The organism is Pseudoduganella sp. jia 9 (genome assembly GCF_055502615.1).
In genome coordinates this window covers 153,087-179,081 of sequence record NZ_JBUPWE010000009.1, presented here as the reverse complement: position 1 = coordinate 179,081, position 25,995 = coordinate 153,087, and the positions used below count along the sequence as shown (strand labels likewise).

General features: G+C 65.1%; 37 protein-coding genes. 19 read left to right on the top strand and 18 right to left on the bottom strand.

All coding sequences use genetic code 11. The annotated features are described in order from the left end of the window. The first annotated feature begins 3 nt into the window (after nucleotides 1-3). Nucleotides 4-1,086: a porin gene (locus tag ACY34H_RS13350; RefSeq protein ID WP_464977978.1), complete on the top strand. Its 1,083-nt coding sequence runs from the start codon at nucleotides 4-6 to the stop codon at nucleotides 1,084-1,086. A gap of 262 nt (nucleotides 1,087-1,348) precedes the next feature. Here ACY34H_RS13350 and ACY34H_RS13345 read toward each other — a convergent pair whose 3' ends face one another. The 5 genes from ACY34H_RS13345 to ACY34H_RS13325 all read right to left on the bottom strand — a co-directional run bounded on the left by ACY34H_RS13345 (nucleotide 1,349) and on the right by ACY34H_RS13325 (nucleotide 4,089). Next, nucleotides 1,349-1,891: a DUF3617 domain-containing protein gene (locus ACY34H_RS13345; RefSeq protein ID WP_464977977.1), complete on the bottom strand. Its 543-nt coding sequence runs from the start codon at nucleotides 1,889-1,891 to the stop codon at nucleotides 1,349-1,351. 15 nt (nucleotides 1,892-1,906) lie between these two features. Next, on the bottom strand, nucleotides 1,907-2,536 hold the full coding sequence (locus ACY34H_RS13340) for a YiaD family glycine zipper/OmpA-like lipoprotein (RefSeq protein WP_464978098.1): 630 nt from the start codon (nucleotides 2,534-2,536) through the stop codon (nucleotides 1,907-1,909). Nucleotides 2,537-2,681: 145 nt separating this feature from the next. Then, entirely contained in the window at nucleotides 2,682-2,828 is a 147-nt protein-coding gene (locus ACY34H_RS13335) for a lmo0937 family membrane protein (protein ID WP_121670992.1), read from the bottom strand. A 114-nt stretch (nucleotides 2,829-2,942) separates the two neighbouring features. Beyond that, a complete protein-coding gene (locus ACY34H_RS13330; RefSeq protein ID WP_464977976.1) occupies nucleotides 2,943-3,161 on the bottom strand; it encodes a hypothetical protein in 219 nt (72 codons plus the stop codon). 145 nt (nucleotides 3,162-3,306) lie between these two features. After that, a complete protein-coding gene (locus ACY34H_RS13325) occupies nucleotides 3,307-4,089 on the bottom strand; it encodes a glycine zipper 2TM domain-containing protein (RefSeq protein ID WP_464977975.1) in 783 nt (260 codons plus the stop codon). Between the two features lie 157 nt (nucleotides 4,090-4,246). Here ACY34H_RS13325 and ACY34H_RS13320 point away from each other — a divergent pair, with 157 nt between their 5' ends. Beyond that, nucleotides 4,247-4,993 (top strand): Crp/Fnr family transcriptional regulator, encoded by a 747-nt coding sequence (locus ACY34H_RS13320; RefSeq protein ID WP_464977974.1) that lies wholly within the window; start codon nucleotides 4,247-4,249, stop codon nucleotides 4,991-4,993. 75 nt (nucleotides 4,994-5,068) lie between these two features. Here the strand turns inward: ACY34H_RS13320 and ACY34H_RS13315 are convergent, their stop codons facing one another. Together ACY34H_RS13315 and ACY34H_RS13310 are read right to left on the bottom strand one after the other, a co-directional pair. Beyond that, entirely contained in the window at nucleotides 5,069-5,293 is a 225-nt protein-coding gene (locus ACY34H_RS13315) for a glycine zipper 2TM domain-containing protein (protein WP_464978097.1), read from the bottom strand. Between the two features lie 101 nt (nucleotides 5,294-5,394). Continuing rightward, the gene (locus tag ACY34H_RS13310; protein WP_464977973.1) at nucleotides 5,395-5,706 is read right to left on the bottom strand and encodes a BON domain-containing protein; all 312 of its coding nucleotides are present in this window, start codon (nucleotides 5,704-5,706) and stop codon (nucleotides 5,395-5,397) included. A 341-nt stretch (nucleotides 5,707-6,047) separates the two neighbouring features. Between ACY34H_RS13310 and ACY34H_RS13305 the strand changes: the two genes are divergently transcribed. The 9 genes from ACY34H_RS13305 (at nucleotide 6,048) to ACY34H_RS13265 (ending at nucleotide 11,241) form a co-directional block, all read left to right on the top strand. Further along, the gene (locus ACY34H_RS13305; RefSeq protein WP_464977972.1) at nucleotides 6,048-6,416 is read left to right on the top strand and encodes a DUF4398 domain-containing protein; all 369 of its coding nucleotides are present in this window, start codon (nucleotides 6,048-6,050) and stop codon (nucleotides 6,414-6,416) included. An 11-nt stretch (nucleotides 6,417-6,427) separates the two neighbouring features. Then, nucleotides 6,428-7,318 (top strand): OmpA family protein, encoded by an 891-nt coding sequence (locus ACY34H_RS13300; protein WP_464977971.1) that lies wholly within the window; start codon nucleotides 6,428-6,430, stop codon nucleotides 7,316-7,318. A gap of 20 nt (nucleotides 7,319-7,338) precedes the next feature. Then, the gene (locus ACY34H_RS13295) at nucleotides 7,339-7,875 is read left to right on the top strand and encodes a ferritin-like domain-containing protein (protein ID WP_464977970.1); all 537 of its coding nucleotides are present in this window, start codon (nucleotides 7,339-7,341) and stop codon (nucleotides 7,873-7,875) included. A gap of 50 nt (nucleotides 7,876-7,925) precedes the next feature. Continuing rightward, nucleotides 7,926-8,228 (top strand): ElaB/YgaM/YqjD family protein, encoded by a 303-nt coding sequence (locus tag ACY34H_RS13290; protein WP_464977969.1) that lies wholly within the window; start codon nucleotides 7,926-7,928, stop codon nucleotides 8,226-8,228. Between the two features lie 22 nt (nucleotides 8,229-8,250). Next, nucleotides 8,251-8,640: a phage holin family protein gene (locus tag ACY34H_RS13285; protein WP_464977968.1), complete on the top strand. Its 390-nt coding sequence runs from the start codon at nucleotides 8,251-8,253 to the stop codon at nucleotides 8,638-8,640. A 10-nt stretch (nucleotides 8,641-8,650) separates the two neighbouring features. After that, nucleotides 8,651-9,034, top strand: coding sequence for a hypothetical protein (locus ACY34H_RS13280; RefSeq protein WP_464977967.1), 384 nt, complete (start codon nucleotides 8,651-8,653; stop codon nucleotides 9,032-9,034). Between the two features lie 138 nt (nucleotides 9,035-9,172). Beyond that, nucleotides 9,173-9,487, top strand: a complete 315-nt coding sequence (locus ACY34H_RS13275) for a transposase (RefSeq protein ID WP_464977966.1) — start codon at nucleotides 9,173-9,175, stop codon at nucleotides 9,485-9,487. Further along, nucleotides 9,463-9,930, top strand: a complete 468-nt coding sequence (locus ACY34H_RS13270; protein ID WP_464977965.1) for an IS1595 family transposase — start codon at nucleotides 9,463-9,465, stop codon at nucleotides 9,928-9,930. The genes ACY34H_RS13275 and ACY34H_RS13270 overlap by 25 nt, the downstream gene beginning before the upstream one ends. 111 nt (nucleotides 9,931-10,041) lie before the next feature. Further along, complete coding sequence (locus ACY34H_RS13265) at nucleotides 10,042-11,241, top strand: patatin-like phospholipase family protein (protein WP_464977964.1); 1,200 nt, start codon at nucleotides 10,042-10,044, stop codon at nucleotides 11,239-11,241. 13 nt (nucleotides 11,242-11,254) lie between these two features. Here the strand turns inward: ACY34H_RS13265 and ACY34H_RS13260 are convergent, their stop codons facing one another. From ACY34H_RS13260 to ACY34H_RS13250, 3 genes are all read right to left on the bottom strand, one after another. Then, nucleotides 11,255-11,635 (bottom strand): hypothetical protein, encoded by a 381-nt coding sequence (locus ACY34H_RS13260; RefSeq protein ID WP_464977963.1) that lies wholly within the window; start codon nucleotides 11,633-11,635, stop codon nucleotides 11,255-11,257. 48 nt (nucleotides 11,636-11,683) lie between these two features. Next, the gene (locus tag ACY34H_RS13255) at nucleotides 11,684-11,836 is read right to left on the bottom strand and encodes a DUF3309 domain-containing protein (RefSeq protein WP_107141531.1); all 153 of its coding nucleotides are present in this window, start codon (nucleotides 11,834-11,836) and stop codon (nucleotides 11,684-11,686) included. A gap of 90 nt (nucleotides 11,837-11,926) precedes the next feature. Beyond that, nucleotides 11,927-12,370, bottom strand: coding sequence for an outer membrane lipoprotein (locus tag ACY34H_RS13250; RefSeq protein ID WP_464977962.1), 444 nt, complete (start codon nucleotides 12,368-12,370; stop codon nucleotides 11,927-11,929). Nucleotides 12,371-12,733: 363 nt separating this feature from the next. On the opposite strand from ACY34H_RS13250, the gene ACY34H_RS13245 reads away from it, so the two are divergent. The 3 genes from ACY34H_RS13245 to ACY34H_RS13235 all read left to right on the top strand — a co-directional run bounded on the left by ACY34H_RS13245 (nucleotide 12,734) and on the right by ACY34H_RS13235 (nucleotide 14,868). Beyond that, nucleotides 12,734-13,219 carry a hypothetical protein gene (locus ACY34H_RS13245; RefSeq protein ID WP_464977961.1) on the top strand — a complete coding sequence of 162 codons (486 nt, stop codon included), beginning with the start codon at nucleotides 12,734-12,736 and terminating at the stop codon, nucleotides 13,217-13,219. Between the two features lie 63 nt (nucleotides 13,220-13,282). Further along, nucleotides 13,283-13,609: a BON domain-containing protein gene (locus ACY34H_RS13240; protein WP_464977960.1), complete on the top strand. Its 327-nt coding sequence runs from the start codon at nucleotides 13,283-13,285 to the stop codon at nucleotides 13,607-13,609. A gap of 59 nt (nucleotides 13,610-13,668) precedes the next feature. Next, the gene (locus tag ACY34H_RS13235) at nucleotides 13,669-14,868 is read left to right on the top strand and encodes an AI-2E family transporter (RefSeq protein ID WP_464977959.1); all 1,200 of its coding nucleotides are present in this window, start codon (nucleotides 13,669-13,671) and stop codon (nucleotides 14,866-14,868) included. Nucleotides 14,869-15,038: 170 nt separating this feature from the next. On the opposite strand, the gene ACY34H_RS13230 is transcribed toward ACY34H_RS13235, so the two are convergent. From ACY34H_RS13230 to ACY34H_RS13220, 3 genes are all read right to left on the bottom strand, one after another. Next, a complete protein-coding gene (locus tag ACY34H_RS13230; RefSeq protein ID WP_464977958.1) occupies nucleotides 15,039-15,944 on the bottom strand; it encodes a YihY/virulence factor BrkB family protein in 906 nt (301 codons plus the stop codon). 144 nt (nucleotides 15,945-16,088) lie between these two features. Next, nucleotides 16,089-17,126, bottom strand: coding sequence for an OmpA family protein (locus ACY34H_RS13225; protein WP_464977957.1), 1,038 nt, complete (start codon nucleotides 17,124-17,126; stop codon nucleotides 16,089-16,091). Between the two features lie 392 nt (nucleotides 17,127-17,518). Continuing rightward, complete coding sequence (locus tag ACY34H_RS13220) at nucleotides 17,519-17,788, bottom strand: hypothetical protein (RefSeq protein WP_464977956.1); 270 nt, start codon at nucleotides 17,786-17,788, stop codon at nucleotides 17,519-17,521. Nucleotides 17,789-18,087: 299 nt separating this feature from the next. On the opposite strand from ACY34H_RS13220, the gene ACY34H_RS13215 reads away from it, so the two are divergent. The 5 genes from ACY34H_RS13215 (at nucleotide 18,088) to ACY34H_RS13195 (ending at nucleotide 22,147) form a co-directional block, all read left to right on the top strand. Further along, nucleotides 18,088-18,660 (top strand): winged helix-turn-helix domain-containing protein, encoded by a 573-nt coding sequence (locus ACY34H_RS13215; RefSeq protein ID WP_165391023.1) that lies wholly within the window; start codon nucleotides 18,088-18,090, stop codon nucleotides 18,658-18,660. 162 nt (nucleotides 18,661-18,822) lie between these two features. Next, the gene (locus ACY34H_RS13210; protein WP_464977955.1) at nucleotides 18,823-19,737 is read left to right on the top strand and encodes a M90 family metallopeptidase; all 915 of its coding nucleotides are present in this window, start codon (nucleotides 18,823-18,825) and stop codon (nucleotides 19,735-19,737) included. Continuing rightward, the gene (locus ACY34H_RS13205; protein WP_464978096.1) at nucleotides 19,737-21,050 is read left to right on the top strand and encodes an ATP-binding protein; all 1,314 of its coding nucleotides are present in this window, start codon (nucleotides 19,737-19,739) and stop codon (nucleotides 21,048-21,050) included. Before ACY34H_RS13210 ends, ACY34H_RS13205 begins: the two co-directional genes overlap by 1 nt. Before the next feature lie 133 nt (nucleotides 21,051-21,183). Further along, the gene (locus ACY34H_RS13200) at nucleotides 21,184-21,735 is read left to right on the top strand and encodes a glycine zipper domain-containing protein (protein WP_464977954.1); all 552 of its coding nucleotides are present in this window, start codon (nucleotides 21,184-21,186) and stop codon (nucleotides 21,733-21,735) included. A 46-nt stretch (nucleotides 21,736-21,781) separates the two neighbouring features. Continuing rightward, a complete protein-coding gene (locus tag ACY34H_RS13195; protein WP_464977953.1) occupies nucleotides 21,782-22,147 on the top strand; it encodes a hypothetical protein in 366 nt (121 codons plus the stop codon). A gap of 27 nt (nucleotides 22,148-22,174) precedes the next feature. On the opposite strand, the gene ACY34H_RS13190 is transcribed toward ACY34H_RS13195, so the two are convergent. The 5 genes from ACY34H_RS13190 to otnI all read right to left on the bottom strand — a co-directional run bounded on the left by ACY34H_RS13190 (nucleotide 22,175) and on the right by otnI (nucleotide 25,893). Further along, a complete protein-coding gene (locus ACY34H_RS13190) occupies nucleotides 22,175-23,083 on the bottom strand; it encodes a universal stress protein (protein WP_464977952.1) in 909 nt (302 codons plus the stop codon). A gap of 62 nt (nucleotides 23,084-23,145) precedes the next feature. Next, entirely contained in the window at nucleotides 23,146-23,547 is a 402-nt protein-coding gene (locus ACY34H_RS13185) for a TraR/DksA family transcriptional regulator (RefSeq protein WP_464977951.1), read from the bottom strand. Further along, entirely contained in the window at nucleotides 23,544-24,071 is a 528-nt protein-coding gene (locus tag ACY34H_RS13180; RefSeq protein ID WP_464977950.1) for a hypothetical protein, read from the bottom strand. Before ACY34H_RS13180 ends, ACY34H_RS13185 begins: the two co-directional genes overlap by 4 nt. Beyond that, entirely contained in the window at nucleotides 24,068-24,979 is a 912-nt protein-coding gene (locus ACY34H_RS13175) for a hypothetical protein (RefSeq protein WP_464977949.1), read from the bottom strand. Before ACY34H_RS13175 ends, ACY34H_RS13180 begins: the two co-directional genes overlap by 4 nt. 95 nt (nucleotides 24,980-25,074) lie before the next feature. After that, complete coding sequence (otnI, locus tag ACY34H_RS13170) at nucleotides 25,075-25,893, bottom strand: 2-oxo-tetronate isomerase (RefSeq protein ID WP_464977948.1); 819 nt, start codon at nucleotides 25,891-25,893, stop codon at nucleotides 25,075-25,077. Nucleotides 25,894-25,995: the final 102 nt, after the last annotated feature.

Here is a 25,995-nt window from a genome sequence, read left to right as displayed (position 1 = left end):
ATCATGAACACCAAGTTGATCGCATTGGCCTGCCTGTTTCCGCTGACAGCGCTGGCACAGGAACCCTCCTCGATCCGCATCTACGGCGTGCTCGATGCCGGTGCCGTATCCGAGCACGATTGCCCGAACGGCGACTGCCCCAGCACGAAGATCTCGCCCGGCGTCTCCACCGGCTCGGTGCTTGGTTTCTCCGGCCAGGAAGACCTGGGCAACGATACCCGCGCCATCTTCACGCTGGAAGCGGGCGTGCGCAACGACACCGGCCAGTCCGACCAGGGCGGCCGCCTGTTCGGCAGCCAGGCCTACGTGGGACTGGCGAACCGCTGGGGCGCGCTGACGGTGGGGCGGCAATACGACGTGGGTTACGAAACCCTGGTCGAGGTGGCCGACCCGTTCCGCACCGGCACCGCCGGCACGGCGACCAACCTGATCGGCAACGGTACCAGGCGGTCGGACAATTCCATCAAGTACCGCTCGAACACCTTCCGCGGCTTTTCCGCCAGCGCGATCTACAGCTTCGGCGAATCGGCGTTCAGCACGACCCGCAACCGTGCATACGGCGCCACGATCGGCTACCAGGGCGGCCTGTTCACGCTGCGCGCGGCGCACCAGCGCAAGAACAACTTCCTGCAGGGCGCCGGCGCCACCACGCCGGTCGACCTGTCGGCGCGCAATTCGATCGTCGCGGCGAACATGCACGTGTCGAAGGCGGCCACCCTGTACGCGGCCTATGCCGTCAACAAGGGCGTCGGCAGCTCGCCGTGGGACCAGGACAATCCGTATGGCGCGCTGGTGCTGGCATCGCCGTCCACGCGCAGCAACGACGCGCTGACCGGCGTGTCGTACTCGTCCGGCGCTGCCACGTACATGGTGTCGTACATCCGCAAGGACGACCGCACGCTGGCCAACCAGGACGCCAACCAGATCGCGGTCGGCATGACCTACGCGATGTCGAAGCGCACCGCGTTCTATGCCGCCTACGCCAGGATCAAGGACGAGAACAACGCGCCGTACACGGTCGGCAATTTCAGCGAGCAGGGCAAGGGCCGCAGCGCCTTCAACGTGGGCTTGCGGCACGCGTTCTGAAGGGTGGGGGATGATGGCTGGTGTGCGGCACTGTCCAGGATGGTGGACGCATGATGACTGGTGTCGGACACCCTTGGGGTGTCGGACACCGTTTTTCGTTCGGGATCAGTGCTGTGGCTTTGGATGCCGAAACCGGTGTCAGGCTCCAGGGGATGCTGGGGTCAAGGTAACTTCGGCAAGATATCAACTTCAAGATATCAACTTCAAGATATCAACTTCAAGATATCAGCGGCAAGACGGCAGCGGCAAGACAGCCGCCGCCTTACTGCACCGGCGGCGTGCTTCCACAATCCGCGGCCAGCCAGCGCCCGGCGCTTTCCACCGTCATTTGATGGGCCTGGCCCTGCACGGTGCTGTCCACGTTCATCCGCATCGAATAGCCGCTGTCGCCTTCGAAGATCACCTGACCATTGCCGGACGATGGCGGCCGGCTGCACTTGAACGCAATGTTGAGGCCACCCGGCACCGGGGTCTGCGTGGTGGTGCACTGGCCCGGCTGGCCGGACGGCAGGCGCGGGTTTTCCGCCTGTTCTTTCGACAGGCAGAAGTTCACCTTCACGCCGCCGCCCTCGGCAAGCTGCATCGTCACGCCATGCCGCGCCAGCATCTGGTCGACGGCGCTGCGCTGTTCGGCAGGCAGCGCAGCCATCTGTTGCTGGGCCAGCGCCAGCGCCTGCATCGTTTCGGGATTGGCGGCGGCGACCTTGCTGGTCATTTCCCACAGCCCAGGTTTCAGCGCGGCGCCCTGGGCCGCCTGCGTGCAGGCGGCGGCAAGGACCATGGCGATCAGGCGTGACGGATGCATGGTGGACTCCCTGGATCAGGAACGCGGTGCCGGTTCGGCCACGTAGATTTCCACGCGGCGGTTGCGGGCACGGCCGCTGTTGTCGTCATTCGACGCGATCGGCTCGCGCGCACCGCGGCCCTCGACCACCACGCGTGTCGGCGACACGCCGCGCGAAGAGAGATAGTCGCGGGTGTGCGAGGCGCGCTCCACCGACAACGGCTGGTTGATCGAATCGGAACCCGTGCTGTCCGTGTGGCCGATGATCGTCACCGTGGTCGCCGGATTTTCCTTCAGCGTGGTGGCGAAGCGGTCGAGGATCGGGCGGAAGTTGTCCTTGATGTCGGCACGGTTGGTGTCGAACGAGATATCGCTCGGGATTTCCATCCGCAGGCGGTTGTCGGCGGTCTGCGAGACCTGCACGCCGGTTCCCGCGGTCGCCTGTTCCATGGCTTGCTTCTGGCTTTCCATCCGTTTCGACCAGATGTTGCCGACCACGGCGCCGGCGGCCGCGCCCAGCACGGCGCCGCCTGCTGCGCGGCCACTGCCGCCTGGACCGGTTGCGGCGCCCAGGATGGCACCCAGCCCGGCGCCGACGCCGGCACCCGTGGCGGTGCCGCGCTGTGTCGCATCCATGTTGGCGCAACCCGAGGCGCCAATTGCCATCGCCGCGGCCACGGAAACGGCCACGGCCTTGCGTACTGCATTCGAAATGATCATGATTTTCATCCTCCTTGATGTCGCATTGTAGACGCTGCAAAGCAAGACGGCGCTGCACGTACGTGCAGCGCCGCCGCGGGAGCCTTCAACGCTACAGGCCTCGTCCGCTGATCAGGCGCAGCAGGATCATGATGACGGCGACCACCAGCAGGATGTGGATGAAGCCGCCGATGGTGTAGGAGGTCACCAGGCCCAGCAGCCAAAGGATAATAAGAACTACAGCAATTGTGTAAAGCATGATCGTATCCTCTCGTCTCGGGTTTATATGTCCGGCTTCTCGCCGTCATGGATTCCAGTATGCGAGCAAGCGGAAAGCGCTTCTGTACGGTGCCGTACAAACTTTGTCATTTTTTCATTGATTCCCTGGGCGTGGTACCCAGCCCAGCATGCCCAGCATGCCCGCGATGCCGAGCAGGCCGGCCAGCAGGCCACCCGTCAGCAGTACCAGCGCCATCATTTCGGCGGAGCCGCCGCCTGCCGCGCCGACTCCTCCTTCATCCAGATTCAGGTAAGCGATCCGCGCCAGCAGCAAGCCCGCGGCGATCAGCCAGCCCCACAATGCCTTGGTCATGTCGTTCTCCCCATGCGCCCCGGTGGCGCGAGATTTCATTGTCGGGGTCACTCATCAGGCAGTTCTGTTCGATGGCAGACAAAGCAAAAAAAAGCCCCGCACGGTAGCGGGGCTGTGACGCAACAGCAACGAAGACAGCGACGGATCAGCGCGATTGCAACTGGCCCTCGACCACCTTCACCTGGTCTCCGCCACGCCATACCGGCGAGTCGGTATAGAAGGTGCGCACTTCGCCGTCGTGCATCCGCACCATGACTTCGTAGTTGCGCTTGCCCTTCAGGTTGCCCTCGACCTGGTTGCCGACCACCGCGCCGCCCACAGCGCCGGCGATCGTGGCCAGGTCCTTGCCGCGGCCATCGCCGACCTGGCGGCCCAGCAGTCCGCCGACCACGGCACCGCCGGCGGCGCCCATGCCGCTGCCTTCTCCGCGTGTCTTGCCTTCCTTGACGGATTCAACGATGCCGCACTCCTTGCAGACGGCGGCCGCGCGCTTCGATTCCGCGGCCTTGTCGGCGGCGCGCTCGCGTTCGCGCTCGCGCTGCAAGGCCTTGTCGCGTGCCGGCGCCGGCACGCGCTCTTCCTGGGCAGGCACCACCGGTGCGCTCACCGCGGCCGAGCCGCCGGTGCCGCCACCTGCCGAGCTGCCGGAGGTCGGCAGTTCGCCGGTGGGTGTGCCGTTGATGGTGCCGGCGCCGGCCGCGTACTGGCTCGACTGCGTGGCCGGCGTGGCCGGCGCCACGGCTGCCGTGGCCAGCTGCTCGGACGGCGGTGTCATCAACTCTCCCGGCCGGCCGGCATGCTTGGAAGAAGGCAGCCAGCCCATCAGGGCAGCGATGCCGACACCGCAGAACAGGATCAGCACAACGGCGGCGATGATGAAAATGGCCGGGACGTTGTGCTTGGTCGGTGGGGTACTTGGATGGTTCATGGGGACTCCTGTTTTATATGTATGGCGGCCGTTCCGGCACGATGAAACCATTGTCATGCCACGCCCGCGGGTATTCCGTGCGTCACCGTACATACACCCCGGTAAGGAAACGTTAATCTCATTACAAGATGTGCACATGCCAACCGATCAGACCAACATGAACCTGAATTTTGACACCGCGCACAGTAATCCCGCACCGCCGCCGCCCGCGAGCAATCGCCTGCTGGCGAGCCTGCCGGAAGAGGATTTCGCACATATCGAGGCGCTGTGCGAATCGGTGGAAGCCGACGTCGGCGAAGTGCTGTACGAGCCCGGGACGCCGATCGCCTTCATCTACTTCCCCATCGATGCCCTGGTCTCGCTGCTGGCCGTGGCGGAAGGGCGCATGACGCTCGAAGTGGGCTCGGTAGGCCGCGAAGGCATGCTGGGCGCCTCGGTCGCGCTTGGCCACCGGCAGGCGCAGGTACGCGCCGTGGTGCAGCGCGCCGGCGCCGTGCTGCGCATGCGCGCCGAAGACTTCCACGCCGAATTCGCCCGCATGGAATCGCTGCAGCATCTGCTGCACCGCTATACCGACACGCTGCTCGCGCAGGCGATCCAGATCGCCGTATGCAGTCGTTTCCACGTGCTGGAAGCGCGGCTGGCGCGCTCGCTGCTGATCACGCGCGATCGCCTGCAATCGGAAAAATTCCACCTGACGCACGAATTCCTCGCGCACGCGCTCGGCGTGCGGCGCGTCGGCGTCACCAAGGCCGCCAGCGCGCTGCAGAACCAGAAGCTGATCACCTACAGCCGCGGCAACATCGAGATCCTCGATTCGGCCGGCCTGGAAGCGGTGTCCTGCCGCTGTTATGAGCTGGTCAAGGAAAACGGCGCGATCGGCATGGGCACCGTATTTGTCTGAGGCGGCACGGGAGGTGCGTGCCGCAATAAAAAAAACGGAGCGCGAAGCTCCGTTTTTTTGTCGCGGAAGGGCCGCTCAGCGGGTCGGCTTGTTGACCTGGTTGCCGATCACGCCACCGACGGCCGCGCCACCCACGGTACCCAGCGCGGAGCCGCCGGAAAGGGCGGAGCCGGCGACGGCACCGACACCCGCGCCGATGGCGGTATTACGGTCTTGCGCCGACATGTTCGCGCAGGCCGACAGGCCCAGTACGGCGCCCGCGACGGTAAGGCGCATTGCGATCTGCTTGATATTCATGATGCACTCCTTCTTGAATTGCCCAGCGAAGTTATCGGAGCGTGCCGGCCAGGCCGGCGCAGTCTTGATCAACCTGGCGTCACGACCGCGTGACGCTTCGACCCTTACTTCACCTTCAGGTCGTTCCTGACGACTTTCACGCCCGTGATGCTGCGTGCCGCCGCCACCGCCTTTTCCGCCTCCTCGGCGCTGGCGGCAAAGCCGGACAGGCGCACTTCGCCGTCATAGGCTTCCACCATGATGTCGCCGGGATTCAGGCCGGGCTGGCTGGCCAGGCTGGATCGCACATTGGTGGTCAGCGTGCTGTCGCTCATCTCCACGCTGGACGGAGGTGAGACATCCACGGATGCACAGGCCACCAGCATCGCCAATACCATGCCGGACAAAACGGTCGTCGGGGAAGTCAGGTTGTTCATGGCTCGCTCCTCGATTGGATACGGGTGCTGTGTCAGCACCGATGGAACGAGCTTATGAAAACGGTATAAACCGAACTGTTCGCAAACGCACGCAGTAACGATTTGTTACGTTTTCATCTGTCAATTTAACTTTGCAAGCGACCCCGTCAGCTGCGTGTCCGTTGCGCGGAAACTGCCGGGATATGAGCGCCAGCGCACGCTGGAGCCAATGCAGTGTTGTCGTTGCCGCCACGATAGTCTCATATGTGCGGCACCGTACCGATAGCAAATTGTCCATTCGGCTATAACTTCACTACGTTCCGCATACCCAGTCGGATTCATCCATTCAGAGGAGAAAAAGAATGAGCCCTCGTTATACCTTGCCGATGCTGTGCGCCGCCGTCCTGTTGTCGGCATGCGCCAGCCAGAAAGCCCCCGCCACCGCCGATGTCGCCGTGTCGCGCGCTGCCGTCGAGAATGCCGCCCAGGCCGGCGCTGCCGAACTGGCACCCGCCGAACTGCTGGCGGCCCGCGAGAAGATGCAGCAGGCCAGCCGTGCACTGGCCGACAAGGACTACAAGCTGGCCTCCGACCTGGCCCAGCAGGCGCAGGCCGATGCGAAGCTGGCACAGAGCAAGGCCACGTCCGCGAAGGCGACCAGCGCCGCCAATGAGGTGCAGGAAAACATCCGTGTGCTGCGCGAAGAACTCGACCGCGCCAACAAACAGTAAGGAGGAACTTCATGAAACGTACGTTTACCCCCGTGCTGCTGTCGCTGGCCATCGCACTGTCCGCCTGCAGCTCGACGCCATTGACCACCAGCACGCTGGACCAGGCGCGCAGCGATTACTCGGCGGCGCAGGCCAACAGCGCTGTCTCGCAATACGCCGTGCGCGAATTCAACGATGCCACCGCCGCGCTCAATGCGGCCAACAACGCGGCCGGCGAGCGCGAGAGCACCGACAAGATCGACCAGCTGGCCTACGTGGCCAAGCAGAAGATCGCCACCGCGCAGGAAGTGGCCCGCGCCCGCAAGGCCGAGGCCGAGCTGAAGCAGTCGTCCCAGGAGCGCGAACAGGTGCGCCTGCAGGCCCGCACCGCCGAGGCCGAAGCGGCCAAGCGCTCCGCGGAGCAGGCACAGGCCGAGGCCGAAGCGGCGCGCGCCCGTGCCGAGCAGGCCAATGCCGCCACGCAAAGCGCGCAGGCCCAGAACCAGGCCCTGGCCGCGCAACTGGCCGAGCTGCAGGCCAAGCAGACCGAGCGCGGCACCATCATCACGCTGGGCGACGTGCTGTTCAATGTCGACCAGGCGGTGCTGACGTCGGGCGGGCAGGCAACCGTGCAGAAGCTCGCCACGGTGCTGCGCGAGAACACCGACCGTACCGTGCTGATCGAAGGCTTCACCGACAGCACCGGTTCCACGGCGCATAACCTGGAACTGTCGCAGCGCCGCGCCGAAGCGGTGCGCAGCGCGCTGTCGCAGGCGGGCATCGACCGCTCGCGCGTGGAAGTGCGCGGCTACGGCGAGGCCTATCCCGTGGCGGGCAATGAAACGGCGGGCGACCGCCAGCTGAACCGCCGTGTCGAAATCGTGCTGTCCGAACCGGGCCAGCCTATCCAGGCACGTCGCTGATTACACAGGAAAGGAACACCATGTCCGAAACGACCCCCACCCAGGCCAGCGGTATCGATACCGCGGCCATCCGCGCCGCCGCACAGAACCTGTCGGACGGCCCGGTCACGGCAGGCTACAAGGGCGACCGCGAAGCCGTGCTGAAGATGCTGAACGACGCGCTCGCAACCGAGCTGGTCTGCATCAACCGCTACAAGCGGCATTACTACACCGTCAGCGGCAAGAACAATGCGGCAGTCAAGGCCGAATTCCTCGAGCATGCCGGCGAAGAAGAAAAGCATGCCGACTGGCTGGCCGAGCGCATCGTGCAGCTGAATGGCGCGCCCGACTACAACCCGGCCACGCTGCATGAGCGCAGCCATGCCGAATACGACGATTCGCTTGAAGTCCAGTCGATGATCCGCGCCAACCTGATCGCCGAGCGCGTGGCGATCGAGGCCTATCGGCAGATGATCGAAAGGATCGGCGACACCGATCCCGTGACCACGCAGCTGCTCGTGAAGATCATGGCCGAGGAAGAAGAGCACGCGGACGATATGCGCGATTTGCTCGAATGAGCATGCCGTTGTAAAGTTGATACTCAACACTGTGAAAAGGAGCTTTAATCATGCTGGAAAATAACATCAGTACCGTCAACAACGACGTGAAAACCCTGGTCAAAGACGCACAAGCCCTGTTCACTGCCGCCACCGCACTGACTGGCGAAAAGGCCGAAGAACTGCGCGGCCGCGGCATGCGCGCGCTCGACTCGGCGCTGGCGAAAGCCCAGGACGCACAAGTCAAGGCAGTGGAAACGGGCAAGCAGGTTGCCGCGACCACCGACGTGTACGTCAAGGAAAATCCGTGGCGTTCGATCGCCGTCGCGGCTGGTGTCGGCCTGCTGGTCGGTGTGATCCTGGGCCGTAAATAAGCCCGCGGAACTGGGAGACGCTATGGAGCACTCCGAGCATACCGAACCGCGCGCTCCCGGCCTGATCGGTTCGTTGTCGGGGTTGGTCAAGAACGCGATGCGTCTTGTCCTGTCCCGCCTCGAACTGGCAATGACGGAACTGTCCGAGGTCCGCGATCATCTTGTCCGGATGGCCGTGCTGCTGGCAATGGCCATCCTGGCGGCGTGGTTCGCGATCGCCTTCGGCACCGCGACGCTGGTGTTCCTGCTCTGGGACGCGCTGGGCTGGAAGATCCTGCCGATCGTGGCCGTCATCTTTGCCGTGGCGGCCTACCTTCTGGTGAAGGGTGCCATGGCCCGGGTTCGCAATGGCGCCCTGGCGCTGCCTGCGACGATGGCGGAACTGAAAGCCGACCGCGACATGTTGCTGTGAAAGGAAAGCGATGAGCGACAAGGAACAACGCAAGGCCGCACGCGACGCCACGAAGGCCCGGCTGATCAAGGAAGGTGAGCTGTACCGCATCGGCGTTCTGGCCGGCAAGCACAACATGGCGCATGCCATGCATCCCGACATGCTGTTGCACGGCGCGGTCGACCTGGCGGTCGGCACGGTGCAATCGCGGCTCGCCGGCGTCATCGGCGGTACCGCGGCGGCGGCCGGTGCCGGCGGACTGCTCGCCAACTACAAGACGATCATGCCGATCGCCATGTCGGTGGGCTCCTTCATCTCGCGCAAGCGCCTCGTGAAACCGGCCATCGGCCTCGGTGCCGTGCTGGCTGGGCTCGGCGCATGGATCTACAAGCGCAAGCAGAGCGGCTCGCTGTAAGGCGCGCACGCCTCGCCAGGAACGCCGCGGATTCCGCGGCGTTTTTTTTGGGCGCTGTTCGCTTTAAATCGGTGAACGTTCGACCAGAACCATTGTCAGACCTCTTGTTGAGATACTTCATGTATATCAGGAGGCGAGATGGGCGCAGCCGATGTCAGCGTGGTGTTGAAGGTGCTGGAGCAAGTCCAGCTTTCCGGTGCGGAAATCGCTCTTCTGCAGGGCGTTCTCGCCAATCTTGTATTACCCGGCCACTGCCTGCGCCTGATCGAGGAGGCCGCGGGCAACCGGTCGTGCCCCGCCTGCGGCGGCAAGCGGTGCCACCGCTGCGGCCAGGCCAACGGCCTGCAGCGCTATCGCTGCGTCGCCTGCCGGCGCAGCTTCAATGCCCTGACCGGCACGCCGCTGGCCCGCCTGCGCTTGCGCGACAGGTGCTGCCGTATCTGCAATGCCTGATCGATTCGGCCACGGTCGGCAAGGCTGCTGCGCGCGTCGCGGTGGCAAAATCCACCAGCTTCCGCTGGCGTCATCGCTTCATTGCCGCCGTGCGACGGGAGCCCCGACCGCTGCTGTCCGGCATTGTCGAGGCGGACGAAACTTATCACCTTGAATCGCAAAAAGGCTCGCGAAACCTGGATCGCCCGCCCCGCAAACGCGGCGGCAAGGCGCGCCGGCGCGGCATCAGTGCCGAACTGGACTGCTTTCTCGTTGCCCGCGACCGCAACCGGCAAACCTGCGACTTCGTCACCGGCCGCGGCCCGGTAACCGCCAACCAGTTGGCCAGACACTTGCTGCCGGTGCTGGCAATGGACGTCCTGCTCGTCAGCGATGGGGCCAATGCCTATAAAGCGTTTGCGCGGCAGGCCGGCATCACGTACTGCTGGGAAAACCCCACTTAATGCGAACAGCGCCTTTTTTTTTGAGAAGGCGGCCGTTCCGGCGCATTCCCGGTACACATGGCATTTGCAGGCTACAATGCCTGCCGATACTTTCAACTGCGGAGGTGCGGCTTGAGCGATGCGGATTCCCATCCACTGAACCCGAACGGCATGCGTGTCGTCCTCGTGCTGCAGGGCGGCGGGGCGCTGGGCGCCTACCAGGCCGGGGTCTACCAGGCGCTGCACGAACATGGGCTGGCGCCGGACTGGGTTGTCGGCACGTCGATCGGCGCCATCAATGCCGCGCTGCTGGCCGGCAATCATCATGAGCACCGGCTACAGCGGATCAAGGAGTTCTGGGACCGCATGTCGCAACGCGATCCCTACGATCCCACATGGATGAGCGAGGCGCAGCGGCGCCAGAACATCCGCTTCTCGACGCTGCAGGCAATGGTGTCCGGCGTGCGCGGCTTTTTCCGGCCACGCGCGTTCAGTCCGTTCGGCCTGGGGCTGCCCGTGCCGGCCGAGCAGGCCAGCTTCTACGACACCGAAGAGCTGAACGCGACGCTGGAAGAGCTGGTCGACTTCGATGTGCTGAACAGCCCCGAAGGCATGCGCCTCACCGTCAATGCACTGCGCGTGTCGAGCGGAACCCTGGCCAGCTTCGACAGCCGCGATCCCGGCCGCATCACCGCCGACCATATCCGGGCCAGCGGCGCGCTGCCGCCGGGCTTCGCGGCCGTGCGCATCGATGGCGAGCTGTACTGGGATGGCGGCCTGTACTCGAACACGCCGCTGCAGACCGTGCTGGACGATACGCACCGCCCGGCCGATACGCTGTGTTTCATGGTCGACCTGTGGAGCGCCGAGGGGCCGGAGCCCGATACGCTGGAGGAGGTGCAGACGCGGCAGAAGGACGTGACCTTTGCTTCCCGCTCGCAGCGCCACCTTGACGATTACGTGAAGACGCGCCGCCTGCAGCAGAAGCTGCGCGAGCTGTACGCATCGATGCCGCCGCAGCAGCGCAGCGCGCAGCATGCGCGCGACCTGGCCGAGCTGGGCTGCGACACGACGCTGCACGTGGTGCGCATTCCCTATGCCGGCCACGACTGGCACATGGCGCTGAAGGACATCAATTTCTCGCACGGCTCCGTGCAATGGCGCTGGAACCAGGGCTATGCCGATGCACTGCGCGCGATCGGCGCCGCCGGCTGGCTCGCGTTCGTGTCGGAAGACACGCCACTCGTGGTGCATGAGCTGCCGCCGCTGCCGGACTCGACGGCTGCCGGCGCACCGCAGCTGCCGCTGGGCGCCAACGCGGCCGCGTCCTGACCGGCGGCCAGGCTTATTCCGACGGCCCGGCGGTGTCGTACACACCGCCCATCTGGTTCGACTGCGCCACCAGGTCCTGCACGCTGGCCATGTCGCGCCGGTAGGTTTCGCGCGCCTCCCGCACGCAAGCCTTGCGTTCGCCGCTGGCGGCCCCCTTGCAGTCGTTGAGCGCCTCGTTCAGCGCCGCGCCGATTTCCTTGCGCTTGGTGGCAATCTGCGCCTGCATCGTGCCGTCGGCCTTCATCCAGCGCGCCGGTTCGCCGCGGGCGATTTCCCGTTGCTGTTGCTGCGCCATGGTAGGCGAGGTGCTTTGTGCCGCCGCGTTGCTGCCCAGCCCGGCGATTCCGGCCAGGCCGGCGGCCAGCGCCGCGCCCGCGATGATTCGTTTCATCATGATTCCCCCATCAAAGCAGCGGGGCGCCGCAGCGCCCCGTGTTTTCCGTTACAGCCTGCCTGTCAGCAGCATGATCAGCAGGATCACGACGATGAGGCCGGCGATGCCGCTCGGGGCATAGCCCCAGTTCCTGCTGTGCGGCCAGGTCGGCAATGCGCCGATCAGGACGAGTACCAGAATGATCAAGAGAATAGTGCCCATGGTTGGTCCTTTATTTATGTTTGTCGAAGTGAATGCTGGGACTCGATCGCGATGCGCGGCCGCGGCCACATGGCCGGCACCGCGCAGCCGTCAATACCGGTACACCCGGCCGTCCACCATCCGCACGCGGCTGCCCACGCGCAGGTCGTAGGCGCTGTCCTGGTTCACGGTGCGGTAATCGCCGTTATCCAGGCGGATGCTGATCTGGTACATGTCGTGCGGGGCATTGCGGTTCGATTCGATCTGGTTGCCGACGAGGGCACCGCCGATCGCACCGGCAGCGGTGGCTGCGGTACGGCCGCCGCCCGAACCGACCTGGCTGCCTACCAGTGCGCCGACCAGGCCGCCCGCTACCGCACCTGCACCACTGGTGGCGGGATCCACGCGCACGACCTGGATATTCTCGATCGTGCCGTAGGTGGAAGCATCGGCCTGGGTCGAGTAGTTGGTGCCGGTCGGATAATTACTGGCGCAACCCGCGGTCAGCAGAGTGACCGCGACCATCGCTGCGCTCAAGGCGTGAGTTGGTTTCATGTTAGTCCTCCTCGATGATGTGGCATCAGATTAGTCCCGCGCCGCGGCAGGGGTCTGTGCGATGCCGCACCCTGTCCTGTCGAGTCACGCCGGACCCGGCGCTTCGCTGCCGTTGTGGCAATTGTTGCAAAACATGCACTGAATGTACGCCAGCGTACAGAACGCCGGGTGCGGACAGGCGACACTGTGGTCATGGAGAACAGGCATGGAGTCATCGGCATGAAAGCGGCAAGTGTCGCGGCGGGGTGCGCAACGAATCGGGCAATGCATTGCATAACGGATCGCACGGCGACCAGCACAGTGAAAAGAGTGTTGAACACCTCGGTCCGGCTCGCCGCATTGCTGCTATGCGCAGGAACGGCCATGGCGGCCACGCCGGAAGCAAAGACGCTGTTCGAGAATGCAAAGGCGGCCGCTGCCGCCGAATACAAGGCCGCGCGCGAGCACTGCAATGCCGCTGCGGGCAACCCGAAGGATATCTGTATCGCCGAGGCCAAGGCTGCGCGCGTGCGTGCCGAAGCCGATGCCACGGCGCAGTACCGCAATACGCTGCGGGCCTACACCAAGGCGCGCATCGATATCGCCAATGCCGACTTCGCGCTGGACCGCACCCGCTGCGCCGCATTGACGGGCAACGAGCGCGACGTGTGCGTGGAGCGGGCCAAGGCCAGCCGCACCGCCGCGCTGGCCGATGCGCGGGCAGACAAGAAAGTCATCCAGGCGCGCAGCGATGCGCGCGAGGATAAAAGAATCGCCGAGTACAAGGTCGCCGCAGAGAAGTGCGACGCCTTGGCCGGCGCGGCCAAAGACCAGTGTGTCGCGGCTGCGAAATCCCAGTTCGGCTATTGAGGCCGGCCGCTGGTCAGAAGCTCGTTTCCGGGCATTTTCACAACACGAAGAAGGAGTTCTATCATGATCGCTAAAAAATACGTTGCTCAAAAAATCGCCACTGCCATCTTCACCGCCGCCACCGTGTTCACCGTCGTTGGCTGCGCCAGCACGGCCACCAAGGAAGGCACCGGAGAATACGTCGACGACGCAGTCATCACCACCAAGGTGAAGTCGTCGATCTTCAACGAGCCGACCCTGAAGGCCACCGAGATCAACGTCGAAACGTTCAAGGGTACCGTGCAGCTGTCCGGCTTCGTGGCCCAGCCAGGCGACATCACCAAGGCCGGCGAGATCGCCCGCGGCGTCAAGGGCGTGAAGTCGGTGAAGAACGACATCCGCGTCAAGTAATCAGGACGCGGCCGGACCGCCCGGTGCTCCACCGGAGCGGCCCGGGCCGCGGTGCAAGAATGGACCGTCCGCACATCGTTTCCCCCGAGCCGGCCACGCCGGCCGATCCCCCGACGGAAGGCGGCGAGCACGCGTCCAAGCTACAGTTTCCGCTGCATGTGCATGCGAAGGGCCTGGCGCTGGGCATCATCGCCACCGTCGCCTTCCTGTATGCGCTGCAATGGGGCAGGAACTTCCTCGTTCCCCTGTTGTTGGGGATCTTCATCGCCTATACCCTCAATCCCCTCGTCAACTGGCTCGAACGCCTGCGGATCCGGCGCATCATCGGCGCGACGCTCGTGACGGGTGCGATCTTCGGCGGCTCGCTCGTCGTCATCGACAAGGTGCACGGCGAGTTCCAGAACATCGTCGAGGAACTGCCGACCATTACCCACAAGCTTTCCAGGCTGCTGGCCTCGACCACCGGTTCCAGCACCAGCACCATCTCGCGCATCCAGGCCGTAGCCAACGAGATCGAGCAGGCCACCGCCGGCAGCAGCGCGCGCCGCGCCGCCAAGCGGCAGCACGAGGCGGCCGCCACCCCGTCCAACGCCAGCCCCAGTACCGGCGGCATCCGCGTAATGGACTGGGTCTGGGTCAGCGCGCGCGGCCTGATGGGGTTTCTTTCGCAGGCCACGATGGTGATCTTCCTGGTGTTTTTCCTGCTGCTGTCGGGCGACACGTTCAAGCGCAAGCTGGTCAAGCTGACCGGCCCGTCGCTGTCGAAAAAGAAGATCACCGTGCACATCCTGGAAGACATCAACACGTCGATCCAGGCCTATATGTTCATGCTGCTGGTGACCAACGTGCTGCTGGCGCTGCTGATGTGGGTCGCGCTGCGCGCCATCGGCCTGGAAAACGCCGGCGCCTGGGCCATCGTGGCCGGGCTGCTGCACATCATGCCGTACTTCGGCCCGCTGCTGATCACCAGTGCCACCGGCCTTGTCGCATTCCTGCAGTTCGAATCGCTGCAGATGGTGCTGCTCGTCACCGGCGCCTCGCTCGGCATCGCCACGCTGGTCGGCACCTTTGTCACTACCTGGATGACCGGCCGCATCGCCCGCATGAACGCCGCCGCCGTCTTCGTCAGCCTGCTGTTCTGGGGCTGGCTGTGGGGTGTGTGGGGACTGCTGCTCGGCGTGCCCGTGATCGTGATCGTCAAGGTCGTCGCCGAGCGCGTGGAGGGGATGGAGATCGTCGCCGAACTGCTGGGCGAATGACTTGCCCTGGCTTCGTGCCAGCCTGGCTTCGCGAGAGGCGCCAATCGGGCAGAACCGGTGACAGGCACCTGTTAAACCAGTGCAGGCACCTGTTAAAACCGGTGACAGGCTCCGGTTAATCTGAAGCATTTCCGAAGAATCGGAGCCTGTCACCGGTTCGCCACCGGTCTTTATTTCACTTTCAGCTTGCCCTGTTCATCGCGCGGATGATGCTTCAGGCTGCCGATCTGCAGCGCATATTGCCGGGCGAATTCGGCGCCGAGGAAAAAGATCTGCGCCGAGTAGTACACCCACAGCAGCAGGGCGATCGTGGAGCCGGCGGCACCGAAGCTGCTGGCCACGCCGCTGTTGCCGATGTAGGCGCCGATGCCGAATTTGCCGATCATGAACATGACGGCGGTGCCGATCGCGCCGATGACCACGTCTTCCCATGCCAGCTTGATACGCGGCAGCAGCTTGTAGATCACGCCGAACATCGTCGCGATGACGAGGAAGCTGATGGTGTGGTTCAGCAGCGTAATGAGCAGGGTGGCATCCGGCCAGTAACGGTTCCAGAAGCGCTGGAATATTTCCAGCGCGGCACTGACCACGAGCGACGTCATCAGCAGGAATCCCAATGTCAGTACCAGCCCGAATGACAGCAGCCGGGTGCGGACGGTATCCCAAACCGTATTCTCGGTGACCGGCGGCAGCTGCCACATATCGTCCAGGCTTGCCTTCAGTTCGGCGAACACGCTGGTGGCGCCGAACAGCAGCAGGGCACCGGCGATCAGCGTGGCGATCTTGCCTTCCTCCTCGTTGCGCGCGCCAGCCAGGATCAGCTGGATCGCTTCCGCGCCCTGCGCACCCACCATGCCGCGCAATTGCGCGAACAGCTCGCCCTGGGCGGCTTCCTTGCCATAGAAGATGCCGGCGATCGCGATCACGAGCACCAGGATCGGCGCGAGCGAGAACAGCGTGTAGAAGGCCAGCGCCGCGCCCTTGCTGCTGCCGCGGTGGTCGAACCATTCCATGACGGCGCAATACAGCAGGTTGGGGATTTTTTTGGCGATGTGGGGAAACTTTCTCCAGTTCATTTTTCAGCTCCGTATAAACAAAAAGGGGCCGAGGCCCCTTTTTTGCGTACGGCGTTCGTCGTGGACTTGGTCCGGGGGGAACGGCCTGGCCATGCCAGTCCTTTCCCCCCGGAGCCATCCCGAACGCAGGTGTTTGACTGCTGCTTAGTTCACGCGGCGTTCGATCGTGATCTGCTCGACTTCGACGCGGCGGTTCGGCTCCAGGCACTTAATCAGGTCAGCGCGCTTCTTGTTGTCGCACTGGACGATCGGCTGGGACTCGCCTTTGCCTTCGGTGGTCAGGCGGTCAGCGGCGATGCCTTTGCCCACCAGGTATTCCTTGGCGGCTGCAGCACGTTTTTCCGACAGCGTCTGGTTGTACTTGTCGGAACCGATGCGGTCGGTGTGGCCGACGATCGTGATGCCCGTCAGGCTAGGGTTCTCGTTCAGCACGCGCGCGACGTCATCCAGCTTCGGCTGGTCGCCTTTCAGCTTGGAACTGTTGAACTCGAACAGTTCGGTCGCCGACATCGTCACTTTCTCGAAGCGTGCCGGTGGTGGCGGCGGCGGCGGCGGTGCTACCGGTGCCGGCGGTTCGACGACCGGTGCTGGCGGCGGTGCCGGAGGTGCCGGCGGTTGCGGCGTCGGGCCCAGGGCGTAGTTGAAGCCCACGGTGGCGTAGACGTTGTTCGAGCGGTCGTGACGGAAATCGTCGCTGCTGATGAAGCCGTAGACGCTACGCACGTCCGCCTGGAACGACCAGCGGTCGTTGATGACGGACTGGAAACCCAGGCCGGCCGACAGGTACGGCGAGGTACGCTGAGGCTGGGCGAAGCTGTTGAAGCGGTTTTCCTTGTCGCGCTGGGCACCGAGGCCTACCAGCACGAACGGGCGGAACGTCTTGCGCGAGAACAGGTACAGGAAGTCAATGCCCAGTGTTTCCTGTTGGTAACGCGAGCCGTTCTCGCTGGCGCGGGCGTAGGTGTAACCCAACTGGATATCCCAGTTTTCCGCGAGCGGCCTGCCGAACTTCAAGCCGCCGCCATAGCCGGTCTTGTCGGTCACCCAGTCGGAGTCGGGCTTCAGCGCGTTGACGCTTGGCTGGATGTACCAGTTCGGATTGATGACAGCATCCTGCGCCGAGGCGGCGAAGGAAGCGCACAGCAGGGCTGCGGCGATTGCGATCTTGTTGGATTTATTCACTGATAACTCCTGATGCGTTGGAAGAGATTTTTATTCGACAGCAATATTGAAAGAAGTCGCCGGGGCATTTCTGTGCCGGCTCTACTTTCAATTGCAGCTTATGCATTGCTGTTACGTCAAGTTTATGGTGCTAGCAACCGGGGCTCGGTGCGTTAGCGCACAATAAGCTTGCGTTATATCAAATGTGTGGCGATCGTACAACAGGAACTGAAAGATTGTCGTTCCGTCCAACGGGAGGGGTGAACGGAAAAAACGCGCCTCAGGGGCGCGTTCCGGGCAAAAGTACGAGAAATCCCGCATTTGCACTGTGGCTTGTTTGCCACGAAACAGTAACTGGCCTGTACGGTACCGACCCGGTACGAGTCCGGCAGCAATGCTGCCGGACCGCGCTGTTACTGGGTCGTCGTGCCGCCGGCCGGCGGGGTCGTGGTGTCGGCCGGGGTGGTGCCGGTACCGGCCGGTGCCGTGGTATCGGCCGGCGGGGTGGTGGTGTCGGCCGGTGGCGGCGTCATCGTATCGGCCGGAGCGGCAGCAGGAGCTGCCGGTTCGGTCACTGCCGGAGCAGCAGGTGCCGTATCGGTGGCCGGGGTGGCATTGTCAGCCTTGTTGCAAGCGGACAGGCTCAGGGCGGTGATGGCCGCCAGCAAGATGGAGTATTTCATGGTGAATCCTCTCTTTAAGGTTGATCCGACATGCACATTAAACAACAAATTGCAGCCGATCTGTTCGCGAGCGCACATTCGCGCTGCGACGTGGCGATTCCGGTACGGCGCGTGGCTTTAACTTTTGAACCATTTTGTGTTCGTTGCCGCACAGACTTGTACAACGCATAACGGCAATCTGGAACCCAATGAAGGAAATACTGCGCGGTGACCCCGCATCGCGCAAACCGGCTACCGTTATAAGGAGTGTTCAAATGCACGCAATCAGAGAATCTCACGACCTGTCGAACAGCGATGTGATGGCCTCCCAGCCCGCCGCGAAGCCGCGCCTGGCGCTGGTCGAGCGCCCGGGTCCGGGAACCGAGCGCAAGGCATTGTCGCTGGCGCCGATCGAGCGCGTACGGTCCACCTCCGCAACGCTGCGCCGCATCGAAAACATGCAAAAACTGATCGGCGAACTGCAGCAGCACGAGATGCTGGCCGACGAGATCGCCTGGTTCCTGAAATTTTCCCCGTCCGGCGCCCGTAAATATATTCGCGACCTGCGCGAGGCGGGCGTGATCGAACTGGCGCGCTATATCGAGGGTACCGCCACCTACCTGGGCAAGGCCGTCTACCGGCTGACGCCGGATGCCGAACGCGTGCAGGCCTTCCTGGCCGCGATCGCCCAGCCGAAACGCGAAGGCACGCCGCCCCGCAAGGAGCGCCCGAGCCTGCGCGAGCAAAGCATGGCAGGCAGCGGCCGCCACTTCCATATCCTGGCGGACGATACGCATTACGCGATCCGCGTGAACCGCGGCCCCGTCACCCGCGATCCGCTGGTGGCAGCGCTGTTCGGCGCCCCGCAATCGCTGCAGAAGGCCCAGCAGTAACGAAGACCGGAAATGCGCCGTTGCCGGCGCGGGTGCAGCGCGCGAAGCCTGTCGCGTGGCTTGCCGGTCATGCATTGCGCGTTGTGCCTTGACCCGCGCATTCATTGAATTACCGGCAACGCTCCCCATCTGTGGCGACATGTATCGTTATGGACGGCCAATATGGACGCATTGCTCGGATTGACGCTCGTGGCGCTGGCTGTGGCCGCGCCATTTCTTTATCCCCGCCTGACCTTGCGCCGGGCATTGGCCCGGCCCCTGCCGCCCGCGGCGCTTGCCGCGCTGCGCCGCTACGTTCCCATTCACGATCGCCTGGACGCCGGCCTGCAGGAGCAGCTGCACCGGCTCGTCAAACAGTTCCTGCACCAGAAGAAGTTCGTCGGCTGCGCCGGCCTCGACGTGACGGACGAAATGCGCGTGGCGATCGCCGGCCAGGCTTGCCTGCTGCTGCTCAATCGCACCACCGGCGTGTACCCGTCGCTGCGCACGATCCTGCTGTACCCGGGCGCGTTCGCGGCGGCCAGGCAGGATGTCGGGCCGGGCGGCGTGGTGACCGACTTCCGCCAGACGATGCTGGGTGAATCCTGGCAGGATGGCCGCGTGGTGCTGTCCTGGGACGATACCGAGCGTGGCGCGCTGTCCTGGGATGGCCAGAACGTGGTGCTGCACGAATTCGCCCACCAGCTCGACAGCGAATCGGGCAACACCAATGGCGCGCCCTATCTGGGCAGCCGGGAAAACTACCGCAACTGGGCCGAGGTGCTGTCGCGCGACTATGCCCACCTGCGCCGTGCCGCCTGGCTGGGCAGCCAGGACAGCGTGCTCGACCACTATGGCGCCACCAGCCCGGCCGAGTTCTTTGCAGTCGCCACCGAATCGTTCTTCGGCAAGCCATGGCAGCTGGCACAGCGCCATCCGGCGCTCTACGAGGAACTGTCGAAGTTCTACCGTGTCGATCCGCGCGGCTGGCTGGACGAGCCGCCGGCGGCGATCGATCCGGAACCGCCTGCAGTCCCGCCGACCGCGGTAGCGCCGGTATTGCCGGCCAACCGCTCGTTCGCGTGGGCCAGCTGGTAATGCAGTTCGAGGACTTCGATGCCTCGCCACCCGCTGTGCCGGCAGGCGCGGCCCGGTCCGATCGTGCGCCGCCCACCCGCCTGCAATACCTGATCGACAACACGCCGGCGCTGATCTACTGCACGGTGCCCAGCGGCGACTTCAAGATGACGTTCGTCAGCAATAACGCCTTCAACATGCTGGGCTACCGGCCCGACGGCATGCTGGCGGACCCGAATTTCTGGTTCGATCACATCCACCCCGACGACAAGCCGGGCATCGTTGCCAGCCTGGCCGAAGTGTTTACCGAAGGGCAGCGCGTCTACGAATACCGCTTCCGCGCAGCCGATGGCCGCTACGTGTGGGTGCACGATACGCTGCGGCTGGTCCGCGACGCGGCCGGCCAGCCGCTGGAAGTGATCGGCGCGCTGACCGACATCACGGACCGCAAGGCGATGGAAGAGGCGCTGGTGGCGAAAGGCATCGAACAGCAGCAGCTGATCGGCAAGCTGCGCGAGGCCCACGAGCAATTGCTGCAGGCGGAGAAGATGGCGTCGATCGGGCAACTGGCGGCCGGCATCGCGCATGAGATCAACAACCCGATCGGCTTCGTCAATTCCAACATGAGCTCGCTGCAAGGCTATGTGGACGCGTTACTGCGGCTGATCGATGCCTACCACGGCGCGATCGCCGGCCATCCCGCGCTGGTGGAGCAGATGGCGCCGGTGCGGCAGGCCGCGGACCTGGAGTTCATGCGCGGCGACGTGACGGCGCTCGTCGACGAATCGATCGACGGCCTGCGGCGTGTGAAGGACATCGTGCAGTCGCTGCGCGAGTTCTCGCACGTGGGCGAATCGGAGTGGCAACTGGCCGACCTGCACCGCGGGCTGGACAGCACATTGAACATCGTCGCCAACGAGTTGAAGTACAAGGTCAAGGTGGTGAAGGAATACGGCAAGCTGCCTCTCGTGGAATGCCGCGTCTCGCAACTGAACCAGGTCTTCATGAATCTGCTCGTCAATGCCGGGCAGGCGATTGCCGACCGGGGCGTGATCCGGCTCCGCACCGGCGTCCAGGACGAATGGGTATGGATCCAGATCACCGATACCGGGGCCGGCATCGCCCCGGAGCACCTGACCCGCATCTTCGAGCCGTTCTTCACCACCAAGCCGGTGGGCAGCGGCACGGGACTGGGGCTGTCGCTGTCCTACGGCATCGTCAAGCGCCACGGCGGGCGCATCGATGTCGCCTCGCGGCCGGGACAGGGCACCGCGTTTACCATCTGGCTGCCGCAGCACCCGCCGCGGCGGGAAGCCGGCAATGCCGGGGCCTGATACCGTGCCGGACTGATTTCGCTACCAGGAGATGAGAAATGGACTTGCGCCAGGCTATGTGCGTCAACGTACGGAAGCACGGTGGTGTGCGCGGCAAGCTGAGTGCGTCCAATCCATGCAGGAGATAACAATCATGACAACCATCATTGCCGGCCACTTCCAGTTGCAGGAACAGGTCGACGGCGCACGGCAGGCCCTGCTGGAAGCGGGCTTTCCGGAAGACCGCATCAGCGCGTTTTATGTGAACCAGCCCGGCCAGCATGACATGCACATGCTGGGCGGCGACCGTACGCTGTCGCCGGGTGCCAAGGATTCGCCCGAAGGCCTGGCCAAAGGCGCCGCCACCGGGGGCGCGATCGGCGCGGCCATCGGCGCCGCGACCGCGCCGCTGACCGGGCCGGCCGGCCCGGTCGTCGGTGGCCTGGTCGGCGCGCACGTGGGCTCGCTGTACAGTTTCTCGCACATGAAGGACAAGGGCGAGTCGGAGGATGGGGGCGAAAACACAGTCGCGCCGCGCAAGTCCGGCATGCTCATCGCTGTCGCCTTGCCGGATGGCGGCGAGGAACGCGCCGTGCAGTTGCTGCGCGGGCTGGGTGCCAACGATATCGAGCGCGCCGACGGCACCATCGCCGGCGGTGACTGGAAAGACTTCGATCCACTGTCGCTGCCGCGGCGAATCGCCTGACCGGAGCCTGGGCTCCGTCGCGCCACGTTCATTCTGGAGGGCGTGCATGACACACGCATGGGTAGAGCTCACGGGGCCGGATGGCCACAATGTACAGGCGCCGACCGAAGCGCAAATGGCGGCGGCGTTGTCGGAAATCTACGAGGGCGACGGTGGCGGGACGGATGGCACCGCGCCGTCCGCGGTGCTGCGCTTCGGCTACGACGATGGCCTGATGTACCAGATGGAAGTGGTGCGCGGCGGTGCGGGCCATGGGGCTATCCGCTTCGAGGAATGGTCGGACCGCGATTGCGAGATCGCGCTGGCCAGCCCGCGCCAGATGTCGGCAGGCAAGGAAGACGCCTTGCAGTTGTGGCGCTGGATGGCGCTGCGGCAGGTGGCGAAGATCCGCGACCAGGACTGGCAGGAGTAGCCCCGGCAGACGAAGGGCCGGCCGCTCTCAGTGCGCCATCAGCACGGGTACCGTCATCGTTTCCAGCACGGTGCGCGTGACGCCGCCCAGCAGCGTTTCCCGGAAGCGCGAGTGGCCGTAGGCGCCCAGCACGACGAGATCGCAGCCGGCTTCTCCCGCCAGCATCAGGAGTGCCTCGCCGGCATCCCCGGGGCGTTTCAGCAAGCCCTGGCGGGTGGTTTGCCGCATCTGCGTGCCGGCCGTGATGCCGTGGCGTGCGAGCCATGCCAGTACGTCCGCGCCGGGAGTATCGCCGAACGCCGCCGGCCGCAGGTCGGCATCGATGATCGCCAGCGTCACTTTCTCGGCCCGCGCCAGCAGGGGCAGCGCCTCGCGCACCGCGCGCGCCGCTTCCTTGCTGGCATTCCACGCGATCAGCACGTGGCGGCCGGGCGCCGGCGCGCCCGAGCTAGCCACGCCGGCGGTGGTGACGGAAATCGAGCCGCGCGGGCGCGCCGTGTGCGGCACCACCAGCACCGGGCAGCCGGATTCGGTCAGCACCTCGGCCGGGAATCCCGCCGGCGCCGAGGCGCGCCCCTCCGGCGGCGCCTGCCCGACGATCAGCAGGTCCGCATGCCGTGCCAGCAGCGCCAGGCCGGCGCCGGGTTCGTCGTCCAGTATCCGTTCTTCGAAGCTGTGTACGCCCAGCGCGTGCAACTGCGGCGCGAAGCCGGCCAGCGCCCGGCTGGCCCGTTCGCGCAGCACGTCGAGGTGCTGCGCGAGGTTGGGATCCTCGTCGTCGACCATTTCGTTCTGGTACAGGAAGCGGGACACGCCGGTCAGCGCCACGCCGATCACATGTGCGCCATGCTGCAGCGCCAGGTCGGCCGCCATCAGCACGCGTGCCGCCGAGTGCGCTGTCTCATCCACGTGTACCAGGATTGTCTTGTAGCCCATGGGGGAATTATAGGCCGGTGCGGCGGACGGGCTGCGCACACCACGGCGCAGCAGTGCGCACCTCAGCGCCGCTGCTGCTCCAGCCGGGTCTGGCAGGCAATGCAGAAGCGCGCCTCGGGGCGGGCTTCGAGGCGCGAATAGCCGATCGGCTCGCCGCAATTCTCGCAAGCGCCATAGTCGCCACCTTCGCCCTGGTTGCCCAGCTCGCCGCTGCCGTCGAACTTGGCCAGCGCGTGGCGGATCGACGACAGTTGCGCCATCCGGAGATCATCCGCCTCCGCCTCCAGCTGGTTCAGCGTGCGGTTGGTGGCGCTGTCGGCGGGAGAGGTTTCGACTTCCTCGACGGCAGGAGTGCGGTTGGACTCGCTGTTCGGCCGGCCGGCAAGCTGCCGCAGCAGCGCCATCTTGCGCTGTTCGAGCGATGCATGCAGCGCCGCGCGCTGGTCGGGTGTCAAGGCTTTCATGACTCCATTGTATGCCCGCCGCCGGCAGGGCGGGAGGCCGGTTTGCCGGTGTCCGGCAACGCGTCGACATGTTCCTTCAGGTCTTCCAGCGCCGGCGCCAGGGCCTCCGGCCTCAGCGCGGCGATCGCCGCCGCGGCATTGAACAGTGCCGCGGCGATGCCGGCCAGTTCCTTGATGCGGTCGATGCGCCGGATCCGCTCGCGGGCGCGCTCCGCCAGGTCGAGCAGTTCGCCGGGCGGTACCGCGAGGCCCCTGGCGGCCAAGCCGGTCGCGTCCGCGTATAGCGCGTTGGCCTGCTGGCGCAGCGCGATCTCCTGCGCGAACAATGCCTGCGCCTCGGCATGCGATATCGCCTGCCCGTCGGTGGCGGCGTTCTTGCGGATCGCCGACATGATGCGCTTGTGCAGCGCGTCCGCGCTGTCGGACAGGCTGTCGGCCAATGCCTCGATGGCGCCGGGCAATGCGGCAGCGGCGGGCAGGTCGGAAGGGGCGGCGGGGCCGGCGGCGGTGGCGGGCTGGTTCATGGCAGTGATCCTCCCTGGTGGGCGGCGATGCGCGCCGCCGGTTGCGGATGGGCGGGCACCGGTACGGTACTTTGGTACAGGGCCTCATGGCGTTCGCGGATTGTGTTCACGTGCTGCAAGGCCAGCGTGTGGCGCCGGCCCAGCAGGCGGTATTCGTCGAGTTTCTGTTGCCGGTGCACTTTCGCCAGCGCCGCCAGCAGCCGATCCTGCGGCTTGCCGGCGAACGGGATTTCGGTGTCCAGCATGCCCATCACGATGGCCTGTTCGTTGTCGTGGTGCTTGTCGTAGTAGTGCAGCACCGTTGCCATCGCCTCGAGTGCGCCGCGCAGTGGCGCGTAGCCGTCGCGCAATAGTTCCTGCACTGCCTGGTCTTGCGCCCGGCCGGTCGCGGTGCGCGCGAGCAGCCGCGCCAGGCCGGAGACGGCATTCACGTGGCGGTCGGTCAGGCCGGTGTCGGGCCAGGCCTTGATGCCTTTTGCCACCTCCTTGATCTGGTCGCCCGGATCGAACTGCGCGCCGCCGGCCAGCTTGCCCAGCGTTCGCATGTAGGCGACGACGGCCTCGTGTATCGCCACCAGGTCGCGGTAAGCGGCACGCCGCTGGTCGTCGATCGCCTGTTCACGCTTGTCGGCGGCCGGGTCCAGGTACGGCTGTTCGCGCTCGTACGTGTCGCGGTAACGCTGGCTCAATTCCAGATAGCCGTTCAGCCTGGGCGCCTCGGCGGCGAATGCGCGCGCTTCCTCCAGGCGGGGATTGCCGGCACACCCGCCCAGCAGCGCGGCCACTGCCGGGACAATCAGCGGGAGGACGAGCAGGCGCAGGATGGCACGAGCGGAGAATGGCGGAAAGGACGGCAGGGAGGATGGCAGGAAGGACGGCAGGAAAAATGACAAAAGCGAGGGGCGCATGATGTTCCCGTGTCGTGAGCGGAATTAACATCTTGCGCTTGCAAAATCGCTGCTGTTTGCGAAAACGCAAACAGCTGAAGCCGGCAAGGCTCCAGTCAGGCGGCTGGATTCAGGCAGGCGGCGGCGGGTACCGCGGCGGCGGAAATCCCGCTGCGCCATTGCAGGCCGCTCGCGGTGTCGTTGCGCGGGTGGTATTCGCAGCCGATCCAGCCCTGGTAACCCAGTTCGTCGAGCAGCGCGAACACGCCGGCGTAGTCGATCGCGCCGGTGCCCGGCTCATTGCGGCCGGGCGCGTCCGCCACCTGGATGTGGCGGATATGCGGCAACGCGCGTTGCAGCATCGCCGGCACGTCCTCGCCCATGCTGTGCATGTGATAGATGTCGGACTGCAGGAACACGTTGCTGCTGTCGCAGGCCGTAATGACGTCCAGCGCCTGCTCGGTGCGCGACAGGAAATAGCCGGGCATGTCGACCGTGTTGATCGGCTCGATCAGCAGGCGAATGCCGCGCGGGCCGCACAGGCTGGCGGCGTACTCGATATTGAACAGGTAGCTCTCGCGGGCCCGGCGCAGCTCCATGCCCGGCGGCACCACGCCGGCCAGGCAGTGCAGTTGCGGCACGCCCAGCAGCGAAGCGTATTCCAGTGCCCGGTGCACGCTTTCGCGAAACTCGCGGTGGCGGCGCAGATCACAGGCCAGGCCGCGGTCGCCGGCCTGCCAGTCACCGGCGGGCAGGTTGAACAGCACCATACGCAGGCCGTTGTCGTCGAGCCGCCGCCGAATGTCGGCAGCCTTGTGATCATAGGGAAACTGGCATTCGACGGCATCGAAACCGGCCGCACGCGCGGCGGCAAACCGGTCCAGGAAAGGCATTTCCGTGAACAGCACGGTCAGGTTGGCGGCGAAATTGGGCATGGGCGGCTATTGTTTTGAAAGCCACTGGGTGACAATTGCGGGTGGGGTTAGCAATTATGCACTATTTTTCACCCGACCGCCAACGCGGCGGTCAGGGAAATC